The 19,602-nt window shown below is 71.7% G+C and carries 19 protein-coding genes; 9 read left to right on the top strand and 10 right to left on the bottom strand.

Features of this window, described 5'->3' with window-relative positions; all coding sequences use genetic code 11:
* Positions 1 to 185: 185 nt before the first annotated feature.
* The 8 genes from QF032_RS24550 to QF032_RS24515 form a co-directional block, all read right to left on the bottom strand.
* Entirely contained in the window at positions 186 to 1,250 is a 1,065-nt protein-coding gene (locus QF032_RS24550) for a BMP family lipoprotein (protein ID WP_307045410.1), read from the bottom strand.
* Between the two features lie 288 nt (positions 1,251 to 1,538).
* Positions 1,539 to 2,792: an amidohydrolase gene (locus tag QF032_RS24545; protein WP_307050281.1), complete on the bottom strand. Its 1,254-nt coding sequence runs from the start codon at positions 2,790 to 2,792 to the stop codon at positions 1,539 to 1,541.
* A 396-nt stretch (positions 2,793 to 3,188) separates the two neighbouring features.
* Entirely contained in the window at positions 3,189 to 4,769 is a 1,581-nt protein-coding gene (locus QF032_RS24540) for an acyl-CoA mutase large subunit family protein (protein WP_307045408.1), read from the bottom strand.
* Between the two features lie 301 nt (positions 4,770 to 5,070).
* Complete coding sequence (locus QF032_RS24535) at positions 5,071 to 6,186, bottom strand: hypothetical protein (RefSeq protein ID WP_307057497.1); 1,116 nt, start codon at positions 6,184 to 6,186, stop codon at positions 5,071 to 5,073.
* Positions 6,186 to 6,845: an RNA polymerase sigma factor gene (locus tag QF032_RS24530; RefSeq protein ID WP_307045404.1), complete on the bottom strand. Its 660-nt coding sequence runs from the start codon at positions 6,843 to 6,845 to the stop codon at positions 6,186 to 6,188. The genes QF032_RS24535 and QF032_RS24530 overlap by 1 nt, the downstream gene beginning before the upstream one ends.
* Positions 6,846 to 7,211: 366 nt before the next feature.
* A complete protein-coding gene (locus QF032_RS24525) occupies positions 7,212 to 7,637 on the bottom strand; it encodes a hypothetical protein (protein WP_306949643.1) in 426 nt (141 codons plus the stop codon).
* A gap of 94 nt (positions 7,638 to 7,731) precedes the next feature.
* Positions 7,732 to 8,298 carry a hypothetical protein gene (locus QF032_RS24520; RefSeq protein ID WP_307057495.1) on the bottom strand — a complete coding sequence of 189 codons (567 nt, stop codon included), beginning with the start codon at positions 8,296 to 8,298 and terminating at the stop codon, positions 7,732 to 7,734.
* 146 nt (positions 8,299 to 8,444) lie between these two features.
* A complete protein-coding gene (locus QF032_RS24515) occupies positions 8,445 to 10,058 on the bottom strand; it encodes a beta-N-acetylhexosaminidase (protein WP_307045400.1) in 1,614 nt (537 codons plus the stop codon).
* A gap of 234 nt (positions 10,059 to 10,292) precedes the next feature.
* On the opposite strand from QF032_RS24515, the gene QF032_RS24510 reads away from it, so the two are divergent.
* The 6 genes from QF032_RS24510 (at position 10,293) to QF032_RS24485 (ending at position 14,811) form a co-directional block, all read left to right on the top strand.
* Positions 10,293 to 10,847, top strand: a complete 555-nt coding sequence (locus QF032_RS24510) for a 2-oxo-4-hydroxy-4-carboxy-5-ureidoimidazoline decarboxylase (protein ID WP_307045398.1) — start codon at positions 10,293 to 10,295, stop codon at positions 10,845 to 10,847.
* A 276-nt stretch (positions 10,848 to 11,123) separates the two neighbouring features.
* On the top strand, positions 11,124 to 11,504 hold the full coding sequence (gene sdhC, locus QF032_RS24505; RefSeq protein ID WP_306949647.1) for a succinate dehydrogenase, cytochrome b556 subunit: 381 nt from the start codon (positions 11,124 to 11,126) through the stop codon (positions 11,502 to 11,504).
* Positions 11,505 to 11,509: 5 nt separating this feature from the next.
* Complete coding sequence (locus tag QF032_RS24500; RefSeq protein WP_306949648.1) at positions 11,510 to 11,992, top strand: succinate dehydrogenase hydrophobic membrane anchor subunit; 483 nt, start codon at positions 11,510 to 11,512, stop codon at positions 11,990 to 11,992.
* Between the two features lie 19 nt (positions 11,993 to 12,011).
* Positions 12,012 to 13,766, top strand: a complete 1,755-nt coding sequence (gene sdhA / locus QF032_RS24495; protein WP_306949649.1) for a succinate dehydrogenase flavoprotein subunit — start codon at positions 12,012 to 12,014, stop codon at positions 13,764 to 13,766.
* Positions 13,766 to 14,545: a succinate dehydrogenase iron-sulfur subunit gene (locus QF032_RS24490; protein WP_306949650.1), complete on the top strand. Its 780-nt coding sequence runs from the start codon at positions 13,766 to 13,768 to the stop codon at positions 14,543 to 14,545. The genes sdhA and QF032_RS24490 overlap by 1 nt, the downstream gene beginning before the upstream one ends.
* An 86-nt stretch (positions 14,546 to 14,631) precedes the next feature.
* Complete coding sequence (locus tag QF032_RS24485; RefSeq protein ID WP_307045397.1) at positions 14,632 to 14,811, top strand: hypothetical protein; 180 nt, start codon at positions 14,632 to 14,634, stop codon at positions 14,809 to 14,811.
* A gap of 7 nt (positions 14,812 to 14,818) precedes the next feature.
* Here QF032_RS24485 and QF032_RS24480 read toward each other — a convergent pair whose 3' ends face one another.
* Positions 14,819 to 15,256: an SMI1/KNR4 family protein gene (locus tag QF032_RS24480; RefSeq protein WP_307045395.1), complete on the bottom strand. Its 438-nt coding sequence runs from the start codon at positions 15,254 to 15,256 to the stop codon at positions 14,819 to 14,821.
* A gap of 182 nt (positions 15,257 to 15,438) precedes the next feature.
* On the opposite strand from QF032_RS24480, the gene QF032_RS24475 reads away from it, so the two are divergent.
* The 3 genes from QF032_RS24475 to QF032_RS24465 are packed head-to-tail and all read left to right on the top strand — an operon-like array spanning position 15,439 to position 17,176.
* The gene (locus tag QF032_RS24475; RefSeq protein WP_307045393.1) at positions 15,439 to 15,855 is read left to right on the top strand and encodes a hypothetical protein; all 417 of its coding nucleotides are present in this window, start codon (positions 15,439 to 15,441) and stop codon (positions 15,853 to 15,855) included.
* A 5-nt stretch (positions 15,856 to 15,860) separates the two neighbouring features.
* On the top strand, positions 15,861 to 16,388 hold the full coding sequence (locus tag QF032_RS24470) for a thiol-disulfide oxidoreductase DCC family protein (RefSeq protein ID WP_307050279.1): 528 nt from the start codon (positions 15,861 to 15,863) through the stop codon (positions 16,386 to 16,388).
* 11 nt (positions 16,389 to 16,399) lie between these two features.
* Entirely contained in the window at positions 16,400 to 17,176 is a 777-nt protein-coding gene (locus tag QF032_RS24465; RefSeq protein ID WP_306949654.1) for a TetR/AcrR family transcriptional regulator, read from the top strand.
* A gap of 1 nt (position 17,177) precedes the next feature.
* On the opposite strand, the gene QF032_RS24460 is transcribed toward QF032_RS24465, so the two are convergent.
* Positions 17,178 to 19,574 carry an MMPL family transporter gene (locus tag QF032_RS24460; RefSeq protein WP_307050277.1) on the bottom strand — a complete coding sequence of 799 codons (2,397 nt, stop codon included), beginning with the start codon at positions 19,572 to 19,574 and terminating at the stop codon, positions 17,178 to 17,180.
* Positions 19,575 to 19,602: the final 28 nt, after the last annotated feature.

Here is a 19,602-nt window from a genome sequence, read left to right as displayed (position 1 = left end):
GGGCTGGACGCGTTGATGGCGCACTCTCCTCGGGGAAAAGGGGCTGCGTAGGGGAGGGCAGGCGTCGGCGACGCTAGCGCGGCAACTCCGTGCTACACGCGTAGAGTTGACACATTGTTACGGCTCGACGAGGGGGTTGTCGTGCACCCCCCTCGTCGAGCCGGGGTCAGGCGGCGACCATCAGGTCACGGGGTGGTCTTGACCTTGATGGAGCCGTCGACGATCTTCTGCTTCGCCGCGTCCAGCTGGGTCTTGATGTCGTCGATGAAGCCACCGCTGGTGGCGAGCGAGACACCGTTCTTGGCGAGCGAGTAGTTGTTGACGCCCGTCAGCGGCTTGCCGTCGTGGACGGACTTGACGAAGTCGTAGACGCCGACGTCGACGTTCTTGACCATCGAGGTCAGGATCGAGGCCTTGTACTTGGCCAGACCCGGGATGTTGTACTGGTCGGAGTCCACGCCGATGGCCCAGGCGCCCTTGACGCCGTTGACGGCCTCGATCGCGCCGTTGCCGGAGGAGCCGGCCGCCGAGTAGATGACGTCGGCGCCGTTGTCGAGCATGCCCGACGCGGCGGCCTTGCCCTTGTCGGGGCTGGCGAAGCCGGAGAAGTCCGAGCCGTGGCTCAGGTACTGGCTGTCGACCTTGACCGCGGGCTTCGTGTCGTGCACGCCCTGCGTGAATCCCGCCTCGAACTTCTTGATCAGCGGGACGTCGACGCCGCCGATGAAGCCGACGTGGTTCTTCTTCGTCTTCAGGGCCGCGGCGACACCGGCCAGGTAGGAGCCCTGCTCCTCGGTGAAGGTGATGCTGTCGACGTTCTTGGCGTCCACCACCGAGTCGACGATGCCGAAGCTGACCTTCGGGTACTTCGCGGCGACCTTGGTCATCGAGGCGGCGTAGGAGAAGCCGACGCCGACGATGGGGTTGTAGCCGGCGTCCGCCAGGTCGGTCAGACGCTGCTCGCGGTCGGCCTCGGTGTCGGAGGTCTTGGCGGTCAGCTCCTTGATCGAGCCGCCGAACTCCGCCTTGGCCTTGTCGGCGCCGCGCGCGGCGGAGTCGTTGAAGGAACGGTCACCACGGCCGCCGACGTCGAAGGCGAGACCGATCTTGACGCCCGAACCGCCGCCCGCAGAGGCGGAGGACGAGCTGCTGCTGTCGTTCTCGGAGGAGGTGCTGCCACATGCAGTGGCAGTCAGTGCGAGAGCTGCGGTGGCGATACACGCAGCGGAAAGCTTGGCTACCCGGCGCACGGGAAGGCTCCTTCACCTGACCTGAGCGCCTTGTCGGCGCTTGATGTGAGCACCATGCCAGTGCTCGGGCCTGGACGCCTCGATCGGCGTTGGCTTCGCGGCATCGTAACGCGCGTAGATGTCAGAAAAACACCCCTCGAGACGCCGTTATCGATTCGAGGCGAACGCCGTCTGAACTCGGTGCCTTGCGGCCTCGCGCCGATGATTTCGAACCGGGGACGAATGGCTTACAACACGGTTGCGCCGAACGGCGGAACGGCCACGTGAGGGCCGTTCCGCCGCCGTCGGCTACCTGCCCGCCGCGTCCAGCAGCGCTGCCGCCGTGAAGAGCTCCACGCCGACGGTGATCGCCGACTCGTCGGCGTCGAAGTCGCCCTGGTGCAGGTCGCGCACGGTGCGCTCGCCGGGCGGGCGCACACCGAGCCGGGCCATCGAACCGGGGACCCGCTCCAGGTACCAGGAGAAGTCCTCGCCGCCGAGGCTCTGCTCGGTGCCCTCCACGGCCGACTCGCCGCGCCGGGCCACCATGGCGTCCCGCAGCAGGGCGGTGACGTCGCCGTCGTTGACGACCGGCGGGACGCCCCGTACGTAGTTGATCTCCGACTTGGCCCGGTGCAGGTTGGCCACCTCGTCGATCGCCGCGACCACGATGTCCGGCGCCTGCCGCCACGCCTCGAGGTCCAGGCAGCGGACGGTCCCGGAGAGCTCGGCGCGCTGCGGGATCACGTTCGGGGCGTGGCCGCTCTCGATGCGGCCCCAGGTGACGGCCAGTCCGGCGCGCGTGTCGACCCGGCGGCCGACCAGCGCGGGCACGTCGGTGACCACCCGGGCGGCCGCCGTGACGAGGTCGGTGGTCAGGTGCGGGCGTGCGGTGTGGCCGCCGGGCCCGTCCAGGGAGATCTCCAGCCGGTCGCAGGCGGAGGTGATGGCGCCCTCGCGCAGACCGACCCTGCCCGCGTCGACCCGGGGGTCGCAGTGCACGGCGATGATCCGGCCCACGCCGTCCAGCGCGCCGTCGGCGATGGCGTCGGCGGCGCCGCCGGGCAGCACCTCCTCGGCGGGCTGGAAGATCAGCCGCACCGGCCGCGGGAGCCGGCCCTGCCGGTGCAGTTCCGCCAGGACGAGACCGGCGCCGAGGACGACGGTGGTGTGCACGTCGTGGCCGCAGGCGTGCGCGCGGTCGGGGACCGTGGACCGGTAGGCGCACTCGGTCTTCGTGTCCGGGATGGGCAGCGCGTCGATGTCGGCGCGCATCGCGAGAACGGGGACGCCGCCGACCGCCGCGCCCTCCGCCCCCACGGTCCCGATGTCGCAGATGAGGCCGGTGCCGACGGCGAGCACGCGGGGCCGCAGCCCCGCCTTCTCGAGGCGGGCCTTGATCGCGGCCGTCGTGCGGAACTCCTGGTTGCCCAGCTCAGGGTGCATGTGCAGGTCGCGGCGGAAGGCCACGAGCTCGGCGCGCAGCGCCTCCGGCAGGGCGCCGGGAAGGGCGCCGGGGAGCGCTGCTTCCCCTGAGGGATCGGCCTCGGACTCTCGGGACATCAGTTGCTTCACCCTCTGAAGGGTAGGACGCCTGGGCGGTCGACCGACCTACGATCAACAAAACTTCAACCCGTCAGGCGAAGAAAAGTCGGCCGCGCGGCGCATGGCTGCTGTGCGGGATGGGTAAACTCGCCGACTTTCGAGGTCGGCTGCCCGCACTTCTTCCTTTCTCTCACGGATACCACGGACCACCGGTGGCACGCCGTGCCAGTCCACCTACCGGGACCGATCCTCGAATCATCACCTCCGCGCAGCGGTCCCGCCACACAGGGCGACCCGTCCGGCGCGGCCGGGGAGGGCCGGGCACGGCCGGGGGAGGGCGGGCGCGAGGAGAGCGTGGCGCCGACGCACGGAGAACGGGCGGAGCCCCGGCGGAGGGTGCGCCGTCGAGGCCGCTCAGAAGGCGTCCGAGGGGACATAGGTCCCCCAGACCTCCCGCAGGGCGTTGCACACCTCGCCCACCGTCGCCCGGGCCCGCAGCGCGTCCTTCATCGGGTACAGGACGTTGTCCTCGCCCCGCGCCGCCTTCCTCAGGGCGTCGAGGGCGGTGTCCACGGCCGCCGGGTCGCGCTCCGCGCGGAGCCGGGCGAGGCGCTCCGCCTGCTGCGCCTCGATGGCCGGGTCGACGCGCAGGGGCTCGTACGGCTCCTCCGCGTCCAACCGGAAGCGGTTGACGCCGACCACGACCCGCTCGCCGGAGTCGGTCTCCTGCGCGATCCGGTAGGCGGACCCCTCGATCTCGTTCTTCTGGAAGCCGTGCTCGATGGCCGACACCGCCCCGCCGAGGTCCTCGACCCGGCGCATGAGAGCGACGATCGCCGCTTCCAGGTCGTCGGTCATCCGCTCCACGACGTACGAGCCCGCGAAGGGGTCGACGGTGGCCGTCACATCCGTTTCGTGAGCCAGGACCTGCTGGGTGCGCAGGGCCAGCCGCGCGCTCTTGTCGGTCGGCAGCGCGATGGCCTCGTCGAAGGAGTTGGTGTGCAGCGACTGGGTGCCGCCGAGCACCGCCGCCAGCCCCTGGACGGCGACCCGGACCAGGTTCACCTCGGGCTGCTGGGCCGTCAGCTGGACGCCGGCGGTCTGCGTGTGGAAGCGCAGCATCAGCGACTTGGGGTTCTTCGCACCGAACTCCTCCTTCATCACCCGCGCCCAGATCCGGCGGGCGGCGCGGAACTTCGCGACCTCCTCGAGGAGCGTCGTGCGGGCCACGAAGAAGAAGGACAGCCGCGGTGCGAAGTCGTCCACGTCCATGCCGGCGGCGACCGCCGTACGGACGTACTCGATGCCGTCGGCCAGCGTGAAGGCGATCTCCTGGGCGGGCGACGCGCCCGCCTCCGCCATGTGGTAGCCGGAGATCGAGATGGTGTTCCACCTCGGGATCTCGGCCCGGCAGTACCGGAAGATGTCGGCGATCAGGCGGAGCGAGGGCTTCGGCGGGAAGATGTACGTCCCGCGCGCGATGTACTCCTTCAGCACGTCGTTCTGGACCGTGCCGGTGAGCCGGCCGGCCGGGACGCCCTGCTCCTCGCCGACCAGCTGGTACATCAGCAGCAGCAGCGCGGCGGGGGCGTTGATCGTCATGGACGTCGACACCTGGTCCAGCGGGATCCCGTCGAACAGCACCCGCATGTCCTCGACCGAGTCGATCGCCACGCCGACCTTGCCGACCTCGCCGTGCGCGATCGGGGCGTCGGAGTCGTGGCCCATCTGGGTGGGCAGGTCGAAGGCGACCGACAGGCCCGTGGTGCCGTGGGCGATCAGCTGCCGGTAGCGGGCGTTGGACTCGACGGCCGTGCCGAACCCCGCGTACTGACGCATCGTCCAGGGGCGGCCCGTGTACATCGACGGGTAGACGCCCCGGGTGAAGGGGTACGCGCCCGGCTCGCCCAGCTGCTCGGCAGGGTCCCAGCCGGCCAGGTCCTGCGGGCCGTACACCGGCTCGATGGGCAGTCCGGACTCCGACTCACGCGCCATGGGTGCAGGCCTCCCGCCGGGCGGTCGCGGCGGCCGCCTCTGGTCTCCGACTGAGTACTCGTCAGTGTGCCGGGCGGTTCGCGACTCGTCATCCGGACGGGAGGGGAGAGAGGTATGGGGCGCGAGCGGGACCGGGGGAACGTGTCCCGCCCGCGCCGAGCGCACGAGCCGAAGGTACGGGGGGAACCCCCGGCTCTGTGCTGGGGCCGATGACCAGTCGGCTCACTCGGTACTGCGTAGCCTCCGCGGAAAATGTCACACCCGCCGCGGAAGAATTTTTCGACGATCTTAAAATCGCAGGTCAGCCGCGGTGTCCAGGGCCGCCGCCGGCACCGCGGCCGTGCCCCTGGCCGTGCCCGTGTCCCTGCCCCCGGCCGGGTCCCCGGTCGTGCCCGTGACCCTCTCTGCCCGCGTCATCGTCGTCGTCGGAGCCGCCGTGCCCGCCCGTGCCGTCGGCGCCTTCCTGTCCGGCAGTGTCGCCGCCGCTCCCGCGGCCCGACTGCCCCTTTCCGGCGTCCCGGCCCGCCGAGCCGCTCCCGACGCGGGCGCCGTCGAGCAGGACCGCGCAGTACGCCTGGACCCGCTGTGCGCCGCCCGCCAGCTTCTCCAGGCGTCGGCGGCGCTCACGGTCCAGGGTCTTGCCGGCGCCGAGTTCACGGCAGGAGGTCACGCCGGACGGCCGGTCGCCCCGGGCCTTCGGGGCGCCCGAGGCGTCGTCGCCGGCGGTGCCCCGCCCGGCCGCGCCCCGGTCGGTGGCGCTCGCGCCGGGCTTCGGCGCGGACGCCGCGCCGTCGCCGGATGGAGCGGTCGGGGAGGACGAGCCGAGCGGACGGCCGCCGGAGGGCGCGGGGGCGGAGACGGACGCCACGGGCCGCCCGGGCCCCTGGCCGTCGAACGGCGTCGGCAGATATCCGGCCGCCGTCGCGACCGACACCCCGCCGACCATCCCGACGGCCAGTGAGGCGGCCAGCGCCAGCCGCACGGGCCGGCCCCGGCGCGGACGACGCCCGCCCGCGTCGACCGGCCCTCCGATGCGGACCAGGTCCGCGTCGCCGCCGCCTTCCGGCTCGGGCGCACCCACGACCACGGCCCCGGCCGCACGTCCGGCCCGGGCGGTCCGACCCGGATGCCGGGCGACGCCCGGGAGACCCGTGGCACCCGCATGACCGGAGCGGGCCGCGAGGTCGTGGCGGTCGGCCTGGACCTTGCGGAACGCGGCGAGGGCCGCGGCCTCGCCGGGCAGCTCCTCGTCGGCGGACGGCGGAGCGGCGGCCGAGGCCGCGAGCGCGCCGAGCGTCCTGGCGAGCCGTTCGGCCTCTTCCCGGGGCGCGCCGGCGACAGCGTTGTCGGGTGACTCACCGCGCAGCAGACGCTCCGACGTCTCGCGGTCGAGCCACCTGTCGTGCTTGTCGGCCATCACATGTCCCTCTGCGTCCGCGTGCGCGCATGCGTCACACCGGCGGACGTCACCGTGCGGGAGCGCGGTCGTCGCTGGGGCGGCAGCGCGTCCAGCACACCGGCCGTCTCCGGGTCGTCGCCGAGCAGTTCGGCGAGTTTCCTCAGGCCTCGATGGGCGGCGGTGCGCACCGCGCCGGGCCGCTTGCCGAGCGTGTCGGCGGCCGTCTTGGCGTCCAGTCCCATGACCACCCGCAGGACGACGGCCTCGGCCTGGTCCTGCGGCAGCCGGGCGATGAGGCCGAGGGTGCGGCCGGTGGCCAGCGCCTCGATGGCCTCACCCGCGGTGTCGGACTCGGCGGCCCGGCCGGCCAGCTCGGTCTCGTCGCCGCCCGTCGCCGGGCGTCTTCCGCGCATCCGTATGTGGTCCAGGGCGCGGTTGCGGGCGATCCTGGCGGCCCAGCCGCGGAAGCGGTCCGCGTCGCCGGTGAACCGCTCGAGGTCCCGGGCGATCTGCAGCCAGGCCTCGGACGTCACGTCCTCGGCGTCGGGATCACCGACCAGTGTGCGCACGTATCCCAGCAGCCGCGGGTGCACCGCGCGGTACACGGTCCGAAACGCGGTCTCGTCCCCGTGCTGTGCCGCGAGCACCGCGGCTGTCAGCTCCGCGTCGTCCCCCACGTCGTGGTTTCCTCGGTCGATGCTTCGCGGTCTCGGGACCGCAGGTCGTAGCGGTGGTCTTCCGCTTGGCCGTCCGGCGCGAAAGGCACGTTACGACCTGAAACCGCCGCCCGTCCATGTTCATAGAACATGCAACGGGTTCGTGACGCGCGCAAGGTGTGACGGAAACCGCACTCCTGGCGCTGTAGGGAGTACGGGTCGCCGCGCGGCCCGTGCCGCGCGACGGCCGGGGCCTCTCCTGTGGGGGGTGGCGGCCCCGGCCGTTGCCCCGGTCACGGCGCTCCACGCTCCCGGTGCCGCCCCGCTCCCGGTCCTGGATGCGTTCCCGCTCACGCCTCCCGGGTCGTCCCCCGGTCGCCCCGCGGTTCACCGGCTCCCCGGGACCGCGTCCCGGCACAGCAGGCGCAGCGACCCGTGGCCGGCGTAGCAGCGGCGGGCCTCGTCGAGGGGCTCCCACAGGCGGCCGTCGGGGGTGCGGACCCAGTGGTCGCCGCCGGACGCCCACCACTCGGCGCCGGACCGGCGGACGATCACCTCACCGGCGTAGGCGCCGAGTCCGCGCAGCAGGTCCTCGACGGCCGCGGGCGCGGGGCCGGTGCGCCGCAGTTCCGCGATCCACCGGTCGACGCGCCACAGGCTCTGCGGCGAGTGGTCGAGGTGTGGCCGCACGGTGTCGGGCGCGGCGGCCACCGCCTCCGCCGCCCATCGCACGGGCCGGGCCGCGGCGGAGGGCCGGGCGGGGGGACGGGGCTGTCCGGTCTGTTCGTTCTGCTCTGTCGTCCTGCGGGTCACACTCCATTGAGCGAGGCCGACGGGTGTTCCGTCACGCGATTGCGCGGCGGACGCGAGACCGGTGCAGGACCGCCCCAGCTCCGCCGCGAAACTCTCACGACCGTCCACGAGCCCGCCGCGACACCACGGCGCGCAGCACCCGGCGTCCTTCCGTGGACACCTCCAGCGCCCGCCGCAGTCCGCCCGCACCGTGACCGGCGAGCACCTCAAGGACGATGACCTGGCGGCGCAGTTCGGCGGCGACGAGGGGCGACATGCCCGCCGTACGGCCCTCGCGGCCGGGGTCGACCGGGCCGGAGTCCGCCGCCGGGTCGAGCAGGCGGTGGATCTGGAGCGAGGCGACGGAGCAGGCGTCGGCCCAGGTCCTCACCTCGGCGGCGCGTCGGTCGGCCGGGGCGGCGGCCAGCATGCGGCGGACCAGCACCACGGCCTCGTCGCCCCCGCCCTCACCCTCGTCCTGACAGGACTCCAGCTTGCCGCGCGTCTGCTCCAGCAACTCGCCCCAGCCGGACGCGTCGGAGTCGTCCGCGAGGTTTCCCCACAGCGGCCGCAGGGTCTCGTCGTCGCCGCCGAGCAGGGGCACGCACCGGTCCAAACAAGCCAACCCGCTGGCGGCCAGTGCGCGTTCGTCGGCCTGCGCGATCAGTTCCACCAGGCTCATGCACGCCTCCCTCGCCAGGGCCCGACCTGACGGAGCCCGCACTTCCCCTTACTGCGTGCGACGGCCCGGGAGTGTCACAGGAGATCTTTTCAGCCACCCCCGAGGGCTCGGTGCGCAGTCGGCCGAGCATGACAGACGAGCCGGGATCAGCCCAGCCTGTTCGCAAGGGACGTGAACTGCGTCCAGGTCAGCGCCGGCGTCCGGGCGTCCCACAGTTTCTGCGAGGTGGCCCGCAGCGGCATCCGCACGCCCGCCGCGACCTGCGCCTGCGTCTGGGAGTTCGCGAGGTCGCACCAGACCGAGAAGGAGCCGCCGAGGATCTGGGCGTCGTACCTCGCGGCGACCGGGGTGGTGCCGCGCAGCACGCGCGGGGTCCACTCCTCGTAGATGCGCCGTCCGGTCGGGTACACGAAGTCGTTGGGCTCGCCGAGGACGTAGTAGAGGTACTTGTCGTTGTAGTTGAGCATCTTGCGCCCCGCGCTCAGGTACTCCGTCGGCGTCCGGGCGCCGAACTCCTTGCCCGTCCAGTAGGCGACCACGAGGTCGGCGGCCGGCTTCACCGACGTGCCGCGGAAGAACCCGTCGTTCCACGCGCGCATGGTCCGGTCGTGGGCGCGGACGGTGTCGGCGCGGTCGTTGAGCCAGCCGGTGGCGAGGTCGGAGACGCCCGCGCCGGCGCCGTACCGGGCCCGTGCGGCGGAGGCCAGCTGCGGGTAGGAGGCGGCCGGGTTCGACACCGTCAGCGCCTGGTACTCGTCGCCGCCGAGATGCCAGTAGCCGCCGGGGAAGAGGCCGGCGTACTCGTTCAGCAGGTCGTCGAGGAGGCTCGCGGACGCCTGCTTGGAGATGTCGATCGCCCCGCGGGTGGCGACGCCCCGCACGTTGCGCAGCTGCAGCTCGGGGTGGGCGGCGAGGACGGCGCCGAGGTGTCCGGGCGAGTCGATCTCGGGCACGACGGTGATGTGCCGCTGGGCCGCCACCGCGACGATCTGCCGCACCTGGGCCTTGGTCAGGTGCTCCGGGGCGACGATCTCCGGATGCGTGTCGGACTGGATGCGGAACGCCTGGTCGTCGGAGAAGTGCAGGCCGAGCTGGTTGTACTTGAGGTCGCCGAGCTCGCGCACCCGGTCCTCGATCCAGCCGGCGCTGAAGTTCTTGCGCGCGATGTCCAGCGTGAACCCGCGCTGCGGCTTGGCCGGCTGGTCGCGGACGACGCCCTCGGGGGCCGTCCCGCCGCCGTGCACCTCCTGCTTGAGCGTGCGGGTGCCGTAGAAGACGCCGGCGTCCGAGGGCGCGCTGACGGTGACCCGCCCGCCGCGCACGGTCATGGTGTACGACTCCGGGTTCGCGCCCCGGTCGGCGTTGCGGACGAGGCGCAGGTCGCCGGCGCGCGTGTCGCCGCGCACGCCGGCGTAACTCAGTCCCAGCTCGCCGGCGACCAGACGCCCCTCGTCGGCGAGCCGGGCGTCGCCGACCACGACCCGGCGGCCGGCCGCGGGCCGCCAGCCCGGGCCTCGGGCCGGGGTGTGGGAGCGGACGGCGGGGATGGTGCGGGGGGCGGTGGACAGGGGGTAGGAGCGGCTGGGCGTGGGGCTCGGGGAAGGGGCGCGGGCCGCGCCCGGGCCGCCGCCGGAGGCGCCCTCGGCGACCTGCCGGGAGGACGACCCGGCCGGCGTCCCGGGATCACCCGAGGAGGCCCACAGCCCCGCTCCGACACCGAGCGCGGCGACCAGCCCGCCCGCCGTCAGTGCCCGTGTCACGACCCTGTGGTGCGGTTGCGTCTGCGGCGCCCGGCGCCGGTGCCTGTGCCTGCTCACTCCGCCAACCGTACGACCCGCGCGCGGCCGGGGCGCGCCGAAGTCCGCGCGAAGGGGTCCACGACACACTCTGAAACTCTCTCGTTCGAGTGAAATTCAGGCATCGGTCGGACACACTTCGACCGCTCTCGATAACGTGACGACACATCCTTCACTGCATCCCCTGCCAGCACACACGTGACGCGAGGATCCACGCTGCCTGCGCACCGTCTTCCCCACCTCTCCGGCCGCCTCGCCATACCGGCGCAGACCCGGACGTCACCGGTGCCCGTGCTGCACGGCTTCAACACCGCGTCCGCCGACGAGGCCCGCCGTGTGCTGCTGACCTGCCTGCACAGTCCCCGCTGGGCCCGTCGCCTCGCCGACCACCGCCCCTATCCGACGATGGACTCCCTGCTGGCGGCGTCGGACGAGGCGGCGTACGACCTGACACCGGACGACCTGGCGGAGGCCCTGGCGGCGGAGACCCTTCCCACGCTGCCGGACGACGCGTACGAAGCGGCCCACATGGCGCTGAGCGCGGCCCACTCCGCCTACGAGGCCAGATTCGGGCACGTGTTCGTCATCTGCCTGGACGGGCTGCCGCCGCCGGAGGCCCTGGACCACGTCCTGGAGGGCATCCGGTCACGGTTGGCGAACGATCCGGAGGACGAGCGGGTGGTGGCGGCGGAAGAGCTCCGCCGCCTGGCCAGAGGGCGGCTGGTCGGCGCCGTCAGGGGCGCGGGGCTGTAGTCGACGCGCGGTGGCGGCCGCCGCGCGGGCGCCAGGGGCCACCACACGGCGATCAGGGGCCACCACGCGACCGCATTGAGGCATTCCGGTCGATACCCTCCCGGATGCCGCAGGCGCTCACCCATACGCGTGCCACTTTGATCACACCGGTAGGCCCGGCGTAAGCCCTGCGCCGACGTCTCGCTACGATGCTGGGGGCCGGTGGACCGTACCCGGCCGGGCCCGTCCGACACCCAAGCCGGCAGGCCCCAATCCCCGCTCCCGGAGGGTTCTTCCGTGCCGGCTGGAACGCTGTACCGCGGCCGGGAAGGAATGTGGTCCTGGGTGGCTCATCGAGTCACCGGCGTCCTCATCTTCTTCTTCCTGTTCGTCCACGTGCTGGACACCGCCCTCGTGCGTGTCTCCCCCGAGGACTACGACAAGGTCGTAGCCACCTACAAGACCCCCATCGTCGCGCTGCTGGAGTACGGCCTCGTCGCCGCCATCCTCTTCCACGCGCTCAACGGCCTGCGCGTCATCGCCGTCGACTTCTGGTCGAAGGGCACGCGCTACCAGAAGCACATGCTCTGGACCGTCGTGGGCCTGTGGCTCGTGCTGATGCTCGGGGCGGTCTACCCCGTCCTCGGACACGCCGCTCGTGAACTGTTCGGGAGCTGACACCCATGGCGACCACTGAATCCACCGCAGCCGGGATCGGCCCCGTAGAGGGCGGCTCCGGCTACGACGTCGACAACCCTGCGCCCTTCATCGAGGCCCCGCGCCGGCGCACCAAGAAGACCCCGAAGTCCACCCGGGGCAACTTCGAGATGGCCGCCTGGCTGTTCATGCGCCTGTCGGGCGTCGTGCTGGTCGTGCTGGTCCTCGGCCACCTGCTGATCCAGCTGGTGCTGGACGGCGGCGTGTCGAAGATCGGCTTCGCGTTCGTGGCGGGCCGCTGGGCGTCCCCCTTCTGGCAGGTCTGGGACCTGCTGATGCTGTGGCTCGCGATGCTGCACGGGGCGAACGGCCTGCGCACGGTCATCAACGACTACGCGGAGCGCGCGAACACCCGGCTGTGGCTGAAGGGCCTGCTCTACACCGCCACGGTGTTCACCATCCTGCTGGGCACGCTGGTGATCTTCACCTTCGACCCGAACATCCGCTAGGCACGGGGTTGCGAGAATCATGAAGATCCACAAGTACGACACCGTCATCGTCGGCGCCGGCGGCGCCGGTATGCGCGCCGCCATCGAGTCGACCAAGCGCAGCCGCACCGCCGTGCTGACCAAGCTCTACCCCACCCGCTCCCACACGGGCGCAGCGCAGGGCGGCATGGCCGCCGCGCTGGCCAACGTGGAGGAGGACAACTGGGAGTGGCACACCTTCGACACGGTCAAGGGCGGTGACTACCTGGTCGACCAGGACGCCGCCGAGATCCTGGCGAAGGAGGCCATCGACTCCGTCCTCGACCTGGAGAAGATGGGCCTGCCGTTCAACCGCACCCCGAACGGCACGATCGACCAGCGCCGCTTCGGCGGTCACAGCCGCAACCACGGCGAGGCCCCGGTCCGCCGGTCCTGCTACGCGGCCGACCGCACCGGCCACATGATCCTCCAGACGCTGTACCAGAACTGCGTGAAGGAGGGCGTGGAGTTCTACAACGAGTTCTACGTCCTCGACCAGCTGATCACCGAGGTCGACGGCGTCAAGAAGTCCGCCGGCGTCGTGGCGTACGAGCTGGCCACCGGCGAGATCCACGTCTTCCAGGCGAAGGCCGTGATCTACGCCTCCGGCGGCTGCGGCAAGTTCTTCAAGGTGACGTCGAACGCGCACACGCTGACCGGTGACGGCCAGGCCGCCGTGTACCGGCGCGGGCTGCCGCTGGAGGACATGGAGTTCTTCCAGTTCCACCCGACCGGCATCTGGCGCATGGGCATCCTGCTGACGGAGGGCGCCCGCGGTGAGGGCGGCATCCTGCGCAACAAGGACGGCGAGCGCTTCATGGAGAAGTACGCGCCGGTCATGAAGGACCTCGCGTCCCGTGACGTCGTCTCCCGCTCGATCTACACGGAGATCCGCGAGGGCCGCGGCTGCGGTCCCGAGGGCGACCACGTCTACCTGGACCTCACCCACCTCCCGCCGGAGCAGCTGGACGCCAAGCTGCCCGACATCACCGAGTTCGCGCGCACCTACCTCGGCATCGAGCCCTACACGGACCCGATCCCGATCCAGCCGACCGCGCACTACGCCATGGGCGGCATCCCGACGAACGTCGAGGGCGAGGTCCTGCGCGACAACACGACGGTCGTCCCGGGCCTGTACGCGGCCGGCGAGGTCGCCTGTGTGTCGGTGCACGGCGCCAACCGTCTGGGCACCAACTCGCTGCTGGACATCAACGTGTTCGGCAAGCGGGCCGGCATCGCCGCCGCGGAGTACTCGCAGAAGGCGGACTTCGTCGAGCTGCCGGACAGCCCCGCGCAGCTGGTCGTCGACCAGGTGGAGCGGCTGCGCGCCTCCACGGGCACCGAGCGCGTGGCGGTCCTGCGCCGTGAGCTGCAGGAGACCATGGACGCGAACGTCATGGTGTTCCGCACCGAGCAGACGATCAAGACGGCGGTCGAGAAGATCGCCGAGCTGCGCGAGCGGTACAAGAACGTCTCGATCCAGGACAAGGGCAAGCGGTTCAACACGGACCTGCTGGAGGCCGTCGAGCTGGGCAACCTGCTCGACCTGGCCGAGGTCATGGCGGTGTCGGCGCTGGCCCGCAAGGAGTCCCGCGGCGGCCACTACCGCGAGGACTACCCGAACCGCGACGACGTCAACTTCATGCGCCACACCATGGCGTACCGCGAGGTGGGCGACGACGGCACCGAGACCGTCCGTCTCGACTACAAGCCGGTCGTCCAGACCCGCTACCAGCCGATGGAGCGTAAGTACTGATGGCTACCCCGACCCTCGACAAGGCGGACGCGGCCGGCGCCCCCGAGCCCGGCTTCGCCGACTCCCCGTACATCACCGTCACCTTCCGCATCCGCCGGTTCAACCCGGAGGTCTCGGCGGAGGCGGTCTGGGACGACTTCCAGCTGGAGATCGACCCCAAGGAGCGCGTCCTCGACGGGCTGCACAAGATCAAGTGGGAGCTCGACGGCACGCTCACCTTCCGCCGTTCCTGCGCCCACGGCATCTGCGGCTCGGACGCGATGCGGATCAACGGCAAGAACCGTCTGGCGTGCAAGACGCTGATCAAGGACATCAACCCCGAGAAGCCGATCACGGTCGAGCCCATAAAGGGCCTGACGGTCCTGAAGGACCTGGTCGTCGACATGGAGCCGTTCTTCCAGGCGTACCGGGACGTGATGCCCTTCCTGATCACGAAGGACACCAACGAGCCGACCCGGGAGCGTCTCCAGACGGCGGAGGACCGCGAGCGGTTCGACGACACGACGAAGTGCATCCTGTGCGCGGCCTGCACGTCGTCCTGCCCGGTGTTCTGGAACGACGGCCAGTACTTCGGCCCCGCCGCGATCGTCAACGCCCACCGGTTCATCTTCGACTCGCGTGACGAGGCCGGCGAGCAGCGGCTGGAGATCCTGAACGACAAGGACGGCGTGTGGCGCTGCCGCACCACGTTCAACTGCACGGACGCCTGCCCGCGCGGCATCGAGATCACGAAGGCGATCGCCGAGGTCAAGAAGGCCCTGATCACCCGCCGCTACTGAGCTGCGTTCCCTGCGTCCACGAGGGCCCCGTCTCCCGGTTCCGTCACCGGGGGCGGGGCCCTCGGGCGTTCAGACACCACGATCGGGTGAACGTGATCAAGAGGGACATCCGGGGGCGTCCGGCCTACGAGGATGCTCTCGACACCAGCCCCGAGGAGGCACGCGATGTCCGCTGCACAAGGTCCCCGCGTACGCCGATCGGCGCCGAGGTCACTCTGAGCGCGGCCGGCATTCTCGCGGCGGGCCGGCCGAGGACGAGCGACTGACCCTCCCTCACCACGACGCGTACCACTGCGGGTCGTCGCCGAGCCGCCGGCGCAGGTAGTCCTCCAGGCCGTTCGCCGCCCAGCGGCGGCTGTCGTTCTCGTGGTCCCAGACGAAGACGTCCGGGCGTTCGGGCTTGACGACACAGGCGAACAGGTCGCCGCCGGCGCTCTCGCCGAAGAGCAGCAGCGGATCGAACGGCATGTAGAGGTCGCGGAAGGCGGCCGAGCTCCTGAACTCCAGGTTGCGGCCCATCACTTCGCCGACCGAGCAGACGACGGCGAACCCGTCCTCGTCGTGCGCGCCGTCCGCGAGCCGCCAGAAGTCCTTCAGGGCGGCCGGAAGAGGATGCCCCAGCACGGCCTCGGCCGCCCGCATTTCCTCCTCGCATCCGGGACCGCCGAACTTCACGTCGGCGCTGAGCGAGGAGACGAGATCGATCCACATGCGGCCATCTTCCACGGATCCCCACGGCGCACACCCCCTTTCGCCCGGCGCCTCCCCCGCCCGGGTGACCCTCCCGGTCAATTCCTCCCGGACGCCCCGGCTTTCGAGTTGAACATGTTCAAAAGCAGAGCTACAGTCATCCCCGACAGCGTTTTGAACGCGTTCAAGAAGAGGTGGGGAACATGGACCGCACGGTCATCGCCTACGTCGTCTATCTGATCGTCAGCATCGGGCTGACGGTCTGGGTGGCCAGGACCCTCAGTCGCAACGGGCGGGTCTTCCTCGCCGACGTGCTCCAGGGCAACGAGAAGCTCGCCGACGCCGTCAACCACCTTCTGGTGGTCGGCTTCTACCTGGTCAATCTCGGGTTCGTCGCCCTGTACCTGAGCGGCGACGACACCATCGAGGACACCCGGGAGATCTTCGAGGCCCTGTCGACCAAGCTGGGCGTGGTGCTGCTGGTGCTCGGCGCGATGCACCTGGGCAACGTGTACGTGCTCAACCGGATCCGGCGGCGCGGGATCATGGAGCGGGAGCAGCTGCCGCCCGTCGCCCCGCAGGGCTGGACCGCCCCGTCGGCGCCCGCGACCGGGGCGTGAGCACCATGACGGCCGACCGGGGCGCGCCGGCCGCGCAGGCCGCCGCCGACCGGGACGCCCGCCGCGTCCCGGTCCGCCGGCTCACCGTCCTGCACGACGCCGAGTGCTCGCTGTGCGGCTTCCTGTGCGACTGGCTGCGCCGGCAGCCGCAGCTGGTGCCGCTGGAGTTCGTCCCGGCGGGGTCGGCGCAGGCGTGCGCCCGCTATCCCGGCCTCGACCACCGCGCCACCCTCGACGAGATCACCGTCGTCGGCGACGCGGGCCAGGTCTACCAGGGCGCCGCCGCCTGGATCGTCACCCTGTGGGCGTTGCGCGAGCACCGCCCGCTGTCCCACCGGCTGAGCACTCCGGCCGGGGCGAAGGTCGCGCGGGCCGCCGTGCTCGCCGCCGCCAGGTGGCGCCAGGGGCAGGAGCCGGCCACCGGCTGGGGCGGGGGCGTGTACCGGCGCGGCGACGGCTGGTCGTACGACCCGCAGCTGGGCTGGCTCTACGACCCGCCTGCCTGTGCGGGCGGCGCCTGCGCCACTGACTAGGCTCTCCTTCCGTGCCCGCGAACAACGACGGCCCCGACGAGGCCGCTTCCCCGACCGGGTCCCCCGGGACTCCCGCGTCCAAGTCCGAACAGACCCGCGCCCTGATCCTGGAGACGGCGATGCGGCTGTTCCAGGAACGCGGCTACGACAAGACGACGATGCGGGCCATCGCCAAGGAGGCCGGGGTCTCGGTCGGCAACGCGTACTACTACTTCGCCGGCAAGGAGCATCTGATCCAGGGCTTCTACGACCGGCTCGCCGCCGAGCACCGGGAGGCCGTCCGGGACGTCCTGGCGCGGGAGACGAGCCTGGAGGCCCGGCTGGCGGGGGTGCTGCGGGTGTGGCTGGAGGTGGCGGAGCCGTACCACGAGTTCGCCGTCCAGTTCTTCAAGAACGCCGCCGACCCGGACAGCCCGCTCAGCCCGTTCTCCGCCGAGTCGGAGCCCGCGCGCGTGCAGGCCATAGCCGTCCACAAGGAGGTGCTCGCGGGGTCGAAGGCGAAGGTGCCGGAGGAACTGCGGGAGGTGCTGCCCGAGTTGATGTGGCTCTCGCAGATGGGCCTCGTCATGTACTGGATCTACGACCGCACGGAGGGCCGCGAACGCAGCTACCGGCTGGCCGGACGGGGTGCGCGCCTCACGGCGCGGGGGGTGGCGCTGGCCCGGTTCCGGGTGCTGCGACCGCTCGTCCTCGAGGTGCACGACCTGTTCACGGACTTCCTGCCCGGGATGACCAACGCGCTGCCGGACCCGGCGAGGAAAGACCCGCCGGGCCCGGCCGAGGCGTGAGTCAGCCGACCTCCGCGCCCTCCTCCAGCTCCACGTCGTACACCAGGGGCTCCCCGGCGACCGTCAGCTGCCGGGTGCGTTTCAGCAGCGGCGGCTCGGCCGTCGTCACCAGCAGGTAGGTCCCGGCGGCGGGGACGGAGAGGATGTACGAGCCGTCGGCGAGCGAGGTCACCCGGTCGCGTTCCGCCCCGTCCTGCGTCAGCAGGGTGACCGTCGCGCCCTCGACCGGGTCGCCCGCCGTGTCGCGGACGAAGCCGTGGACGACCGTGGCCGGGGCGCCGCCCGCCGCGGCCTGCTCCGCGGCCTCCTCCTTCGGCTCGACCGCGAGATGCGGCAGCCGCCTTTCCAGCCACCCGGGCAGCCACCAGTTGGAGTCGCCCAGCAGGTGCATCGCCGCGGGCACGAGAGCCGTGCGCAGGATGAACGCGTCCAGCGCGACCGCCGCCGCGAGGCCGACGCCCGCCATCGCCGCGCCCGAGTCGCCGCTGAGCACGAAGGCGAGGAAGACGCACACCATGATCAGGGCCGCCGAGTTGATGACCCGGCTGGTCTCCGCGAGGCCCACCCGGACGGCCCTCGCGTTGTCCCGGGTGTGCACCCACTCCTCGTGCATCCGGCTGACCAAAAAGACCTGGTAGTCCATCGACAGGCCGAACAGCAGGGACAGCATGATGACCGGCAGGAAGGCGTTGATCGGCCCCTCCTTGCCGAGGCCGAGCAGGTCCAGGCCCCAGCCCCACTGGAAGACCGCGACGAGCACGCCGAACGAGGCGGCGGCCGCGATCAGGTTCATCACGGCGGCCGTCAGCGGCACGACCAGCGAGCGGAAGGCGACCAGGAGCAGCAGGAAGCCGAGGCCGATGATGGTGGCGATGAACAGGGGAAGCCGGTCGCCGGTGACCGTCGCGAAGTCCTTGGAGACCGCCGTGACGCCGCCCACGTGCGCCTCCGCACCGGACGCGGGGATCACGTCGTCGCGCAGCCGGTCGATCAGCGTGTCCGTCTGCTCGGACTGCGGCGAGGTCGTGGGCACCACCTGGATGACCGTGACCCCGGCCGCCGGCGGCAGCGCGGCGACCTGGGCCACGCCGGGCGTCTTCTCGATGCCCCGGGCCAACGCGGTGGCGTCACCGCCGTCCACGACCACCTGGAGGGGGCCGTTGAAGCCCGGCCCGAAGCCCTCGGCGAGCAGGTCGTAGGCCTGGCGGGTGGTCGTCGAGGCGTCGTCGTTGCCCTGGTCGGTCGCGCCGAGGCGCAGCGACAGCACGGGCAGCGCCAGAACGACCATGACGGCGAGGGCGAGCGCGGCGATCGTCCGGGGGCGGCGCTGCACACCCGTCGACCAGCGGGCCGCCGGACTGCTCGCCTTCTCCGGTTCCGGGCCCGTCGCCAGCAGACGCCGCTGCCTGCGGCTCAGCACGCGCACGCCGAGGAAGCCGAGCAGCGCGGGCAGCAGCGTCGTCGCGGCGAGGACGCTCAGGACCACCGTGAGGGAGGTGCCGATGACGACGCCGTCCAGGAAGCGCAGGTCGGTCACCAGCATCCCGGCGAGCGCGATGCACACCGTGCCGCCCGCGAACAGCACCGCCCGGCCGGAGGTGTTGAGAGCGGTGACCGCCGACTCCTGCGGGTCCAAGCCGCGCAGGACGCCCTTGCGGTGCCGGGTGACGATGAACAGGGCGTAGTCGATGCCGACGCCGAGTCCGATCAGCGAGGACAGCAGCGGGGCCAGGTCCGGGATGTCGGTGACGTGACTGAGCAGCTGGGTCGAGAACAGCCCCATGCCGACGCCGAAGACCGCCACGGCGAGCGGCAGCAGCATCGCGTACAGCGAGCCGAAGGCCAGGAACAGGACGACCGCCGCCGCCGCGAGGCCGACCATCTCGGCGAGGCCGGTGGGCGGCTCCTGCACCCGCTGGACGGCCTGGCCGCCCACCTCGACCTCCAGACCGTCCCGCCCGGCGCCCCGCGCGGTGTCGACGACGTTCTGGACGAGTTCCTTGGGGACGGCGTTCGCCTGCTCGGTGAAGGTGATCTGGGCGTAGGCGATCCGCCCGTCGCCGCTGATCTGCGCCGCTCCCCCCGCGTACGGGCCGGTGACCCCGCCGACGCCCTTCATCTTCGCGATGCCGTCGAGGACGGGCTGCATCCGGGACCGTACGTCCTGGTCGCGCACCGAGCCCTCGTCGACCTTCCAGACGACCGTGTCGGTGTCGCCCGCGCGCGCGGGGAACGCCTTCTCCATCAGGTCGTACGCCTTCTTGGAGTCCGTGTCGGGGAGGGAGAAGACGTTCGCGTAGTCCGTTCCCGCCGTCGAGGCCGAGAAGCCCAGCCCGAACAGCGCCCCCACCCAGAGCAACAGGACCACCAGCCGGTGCCGGTAGCACCAGCGCGCCAATGCCGCCACGCTCAAACTCCTTCTGCAG

It is taken from the genome of Streptomyces achromogenes (genome assembly GCF_030816715.1).
Classification (GTDB): Bacteria; Actinomycetota; Actinomycetes; order Streptomycetales; family Streptomycetaceae; genus Streptomyces; species Streptomyces achromogenes_A.
This window is presented reverse-complemented; position numbering and strand designations above follow the sequence as displayed.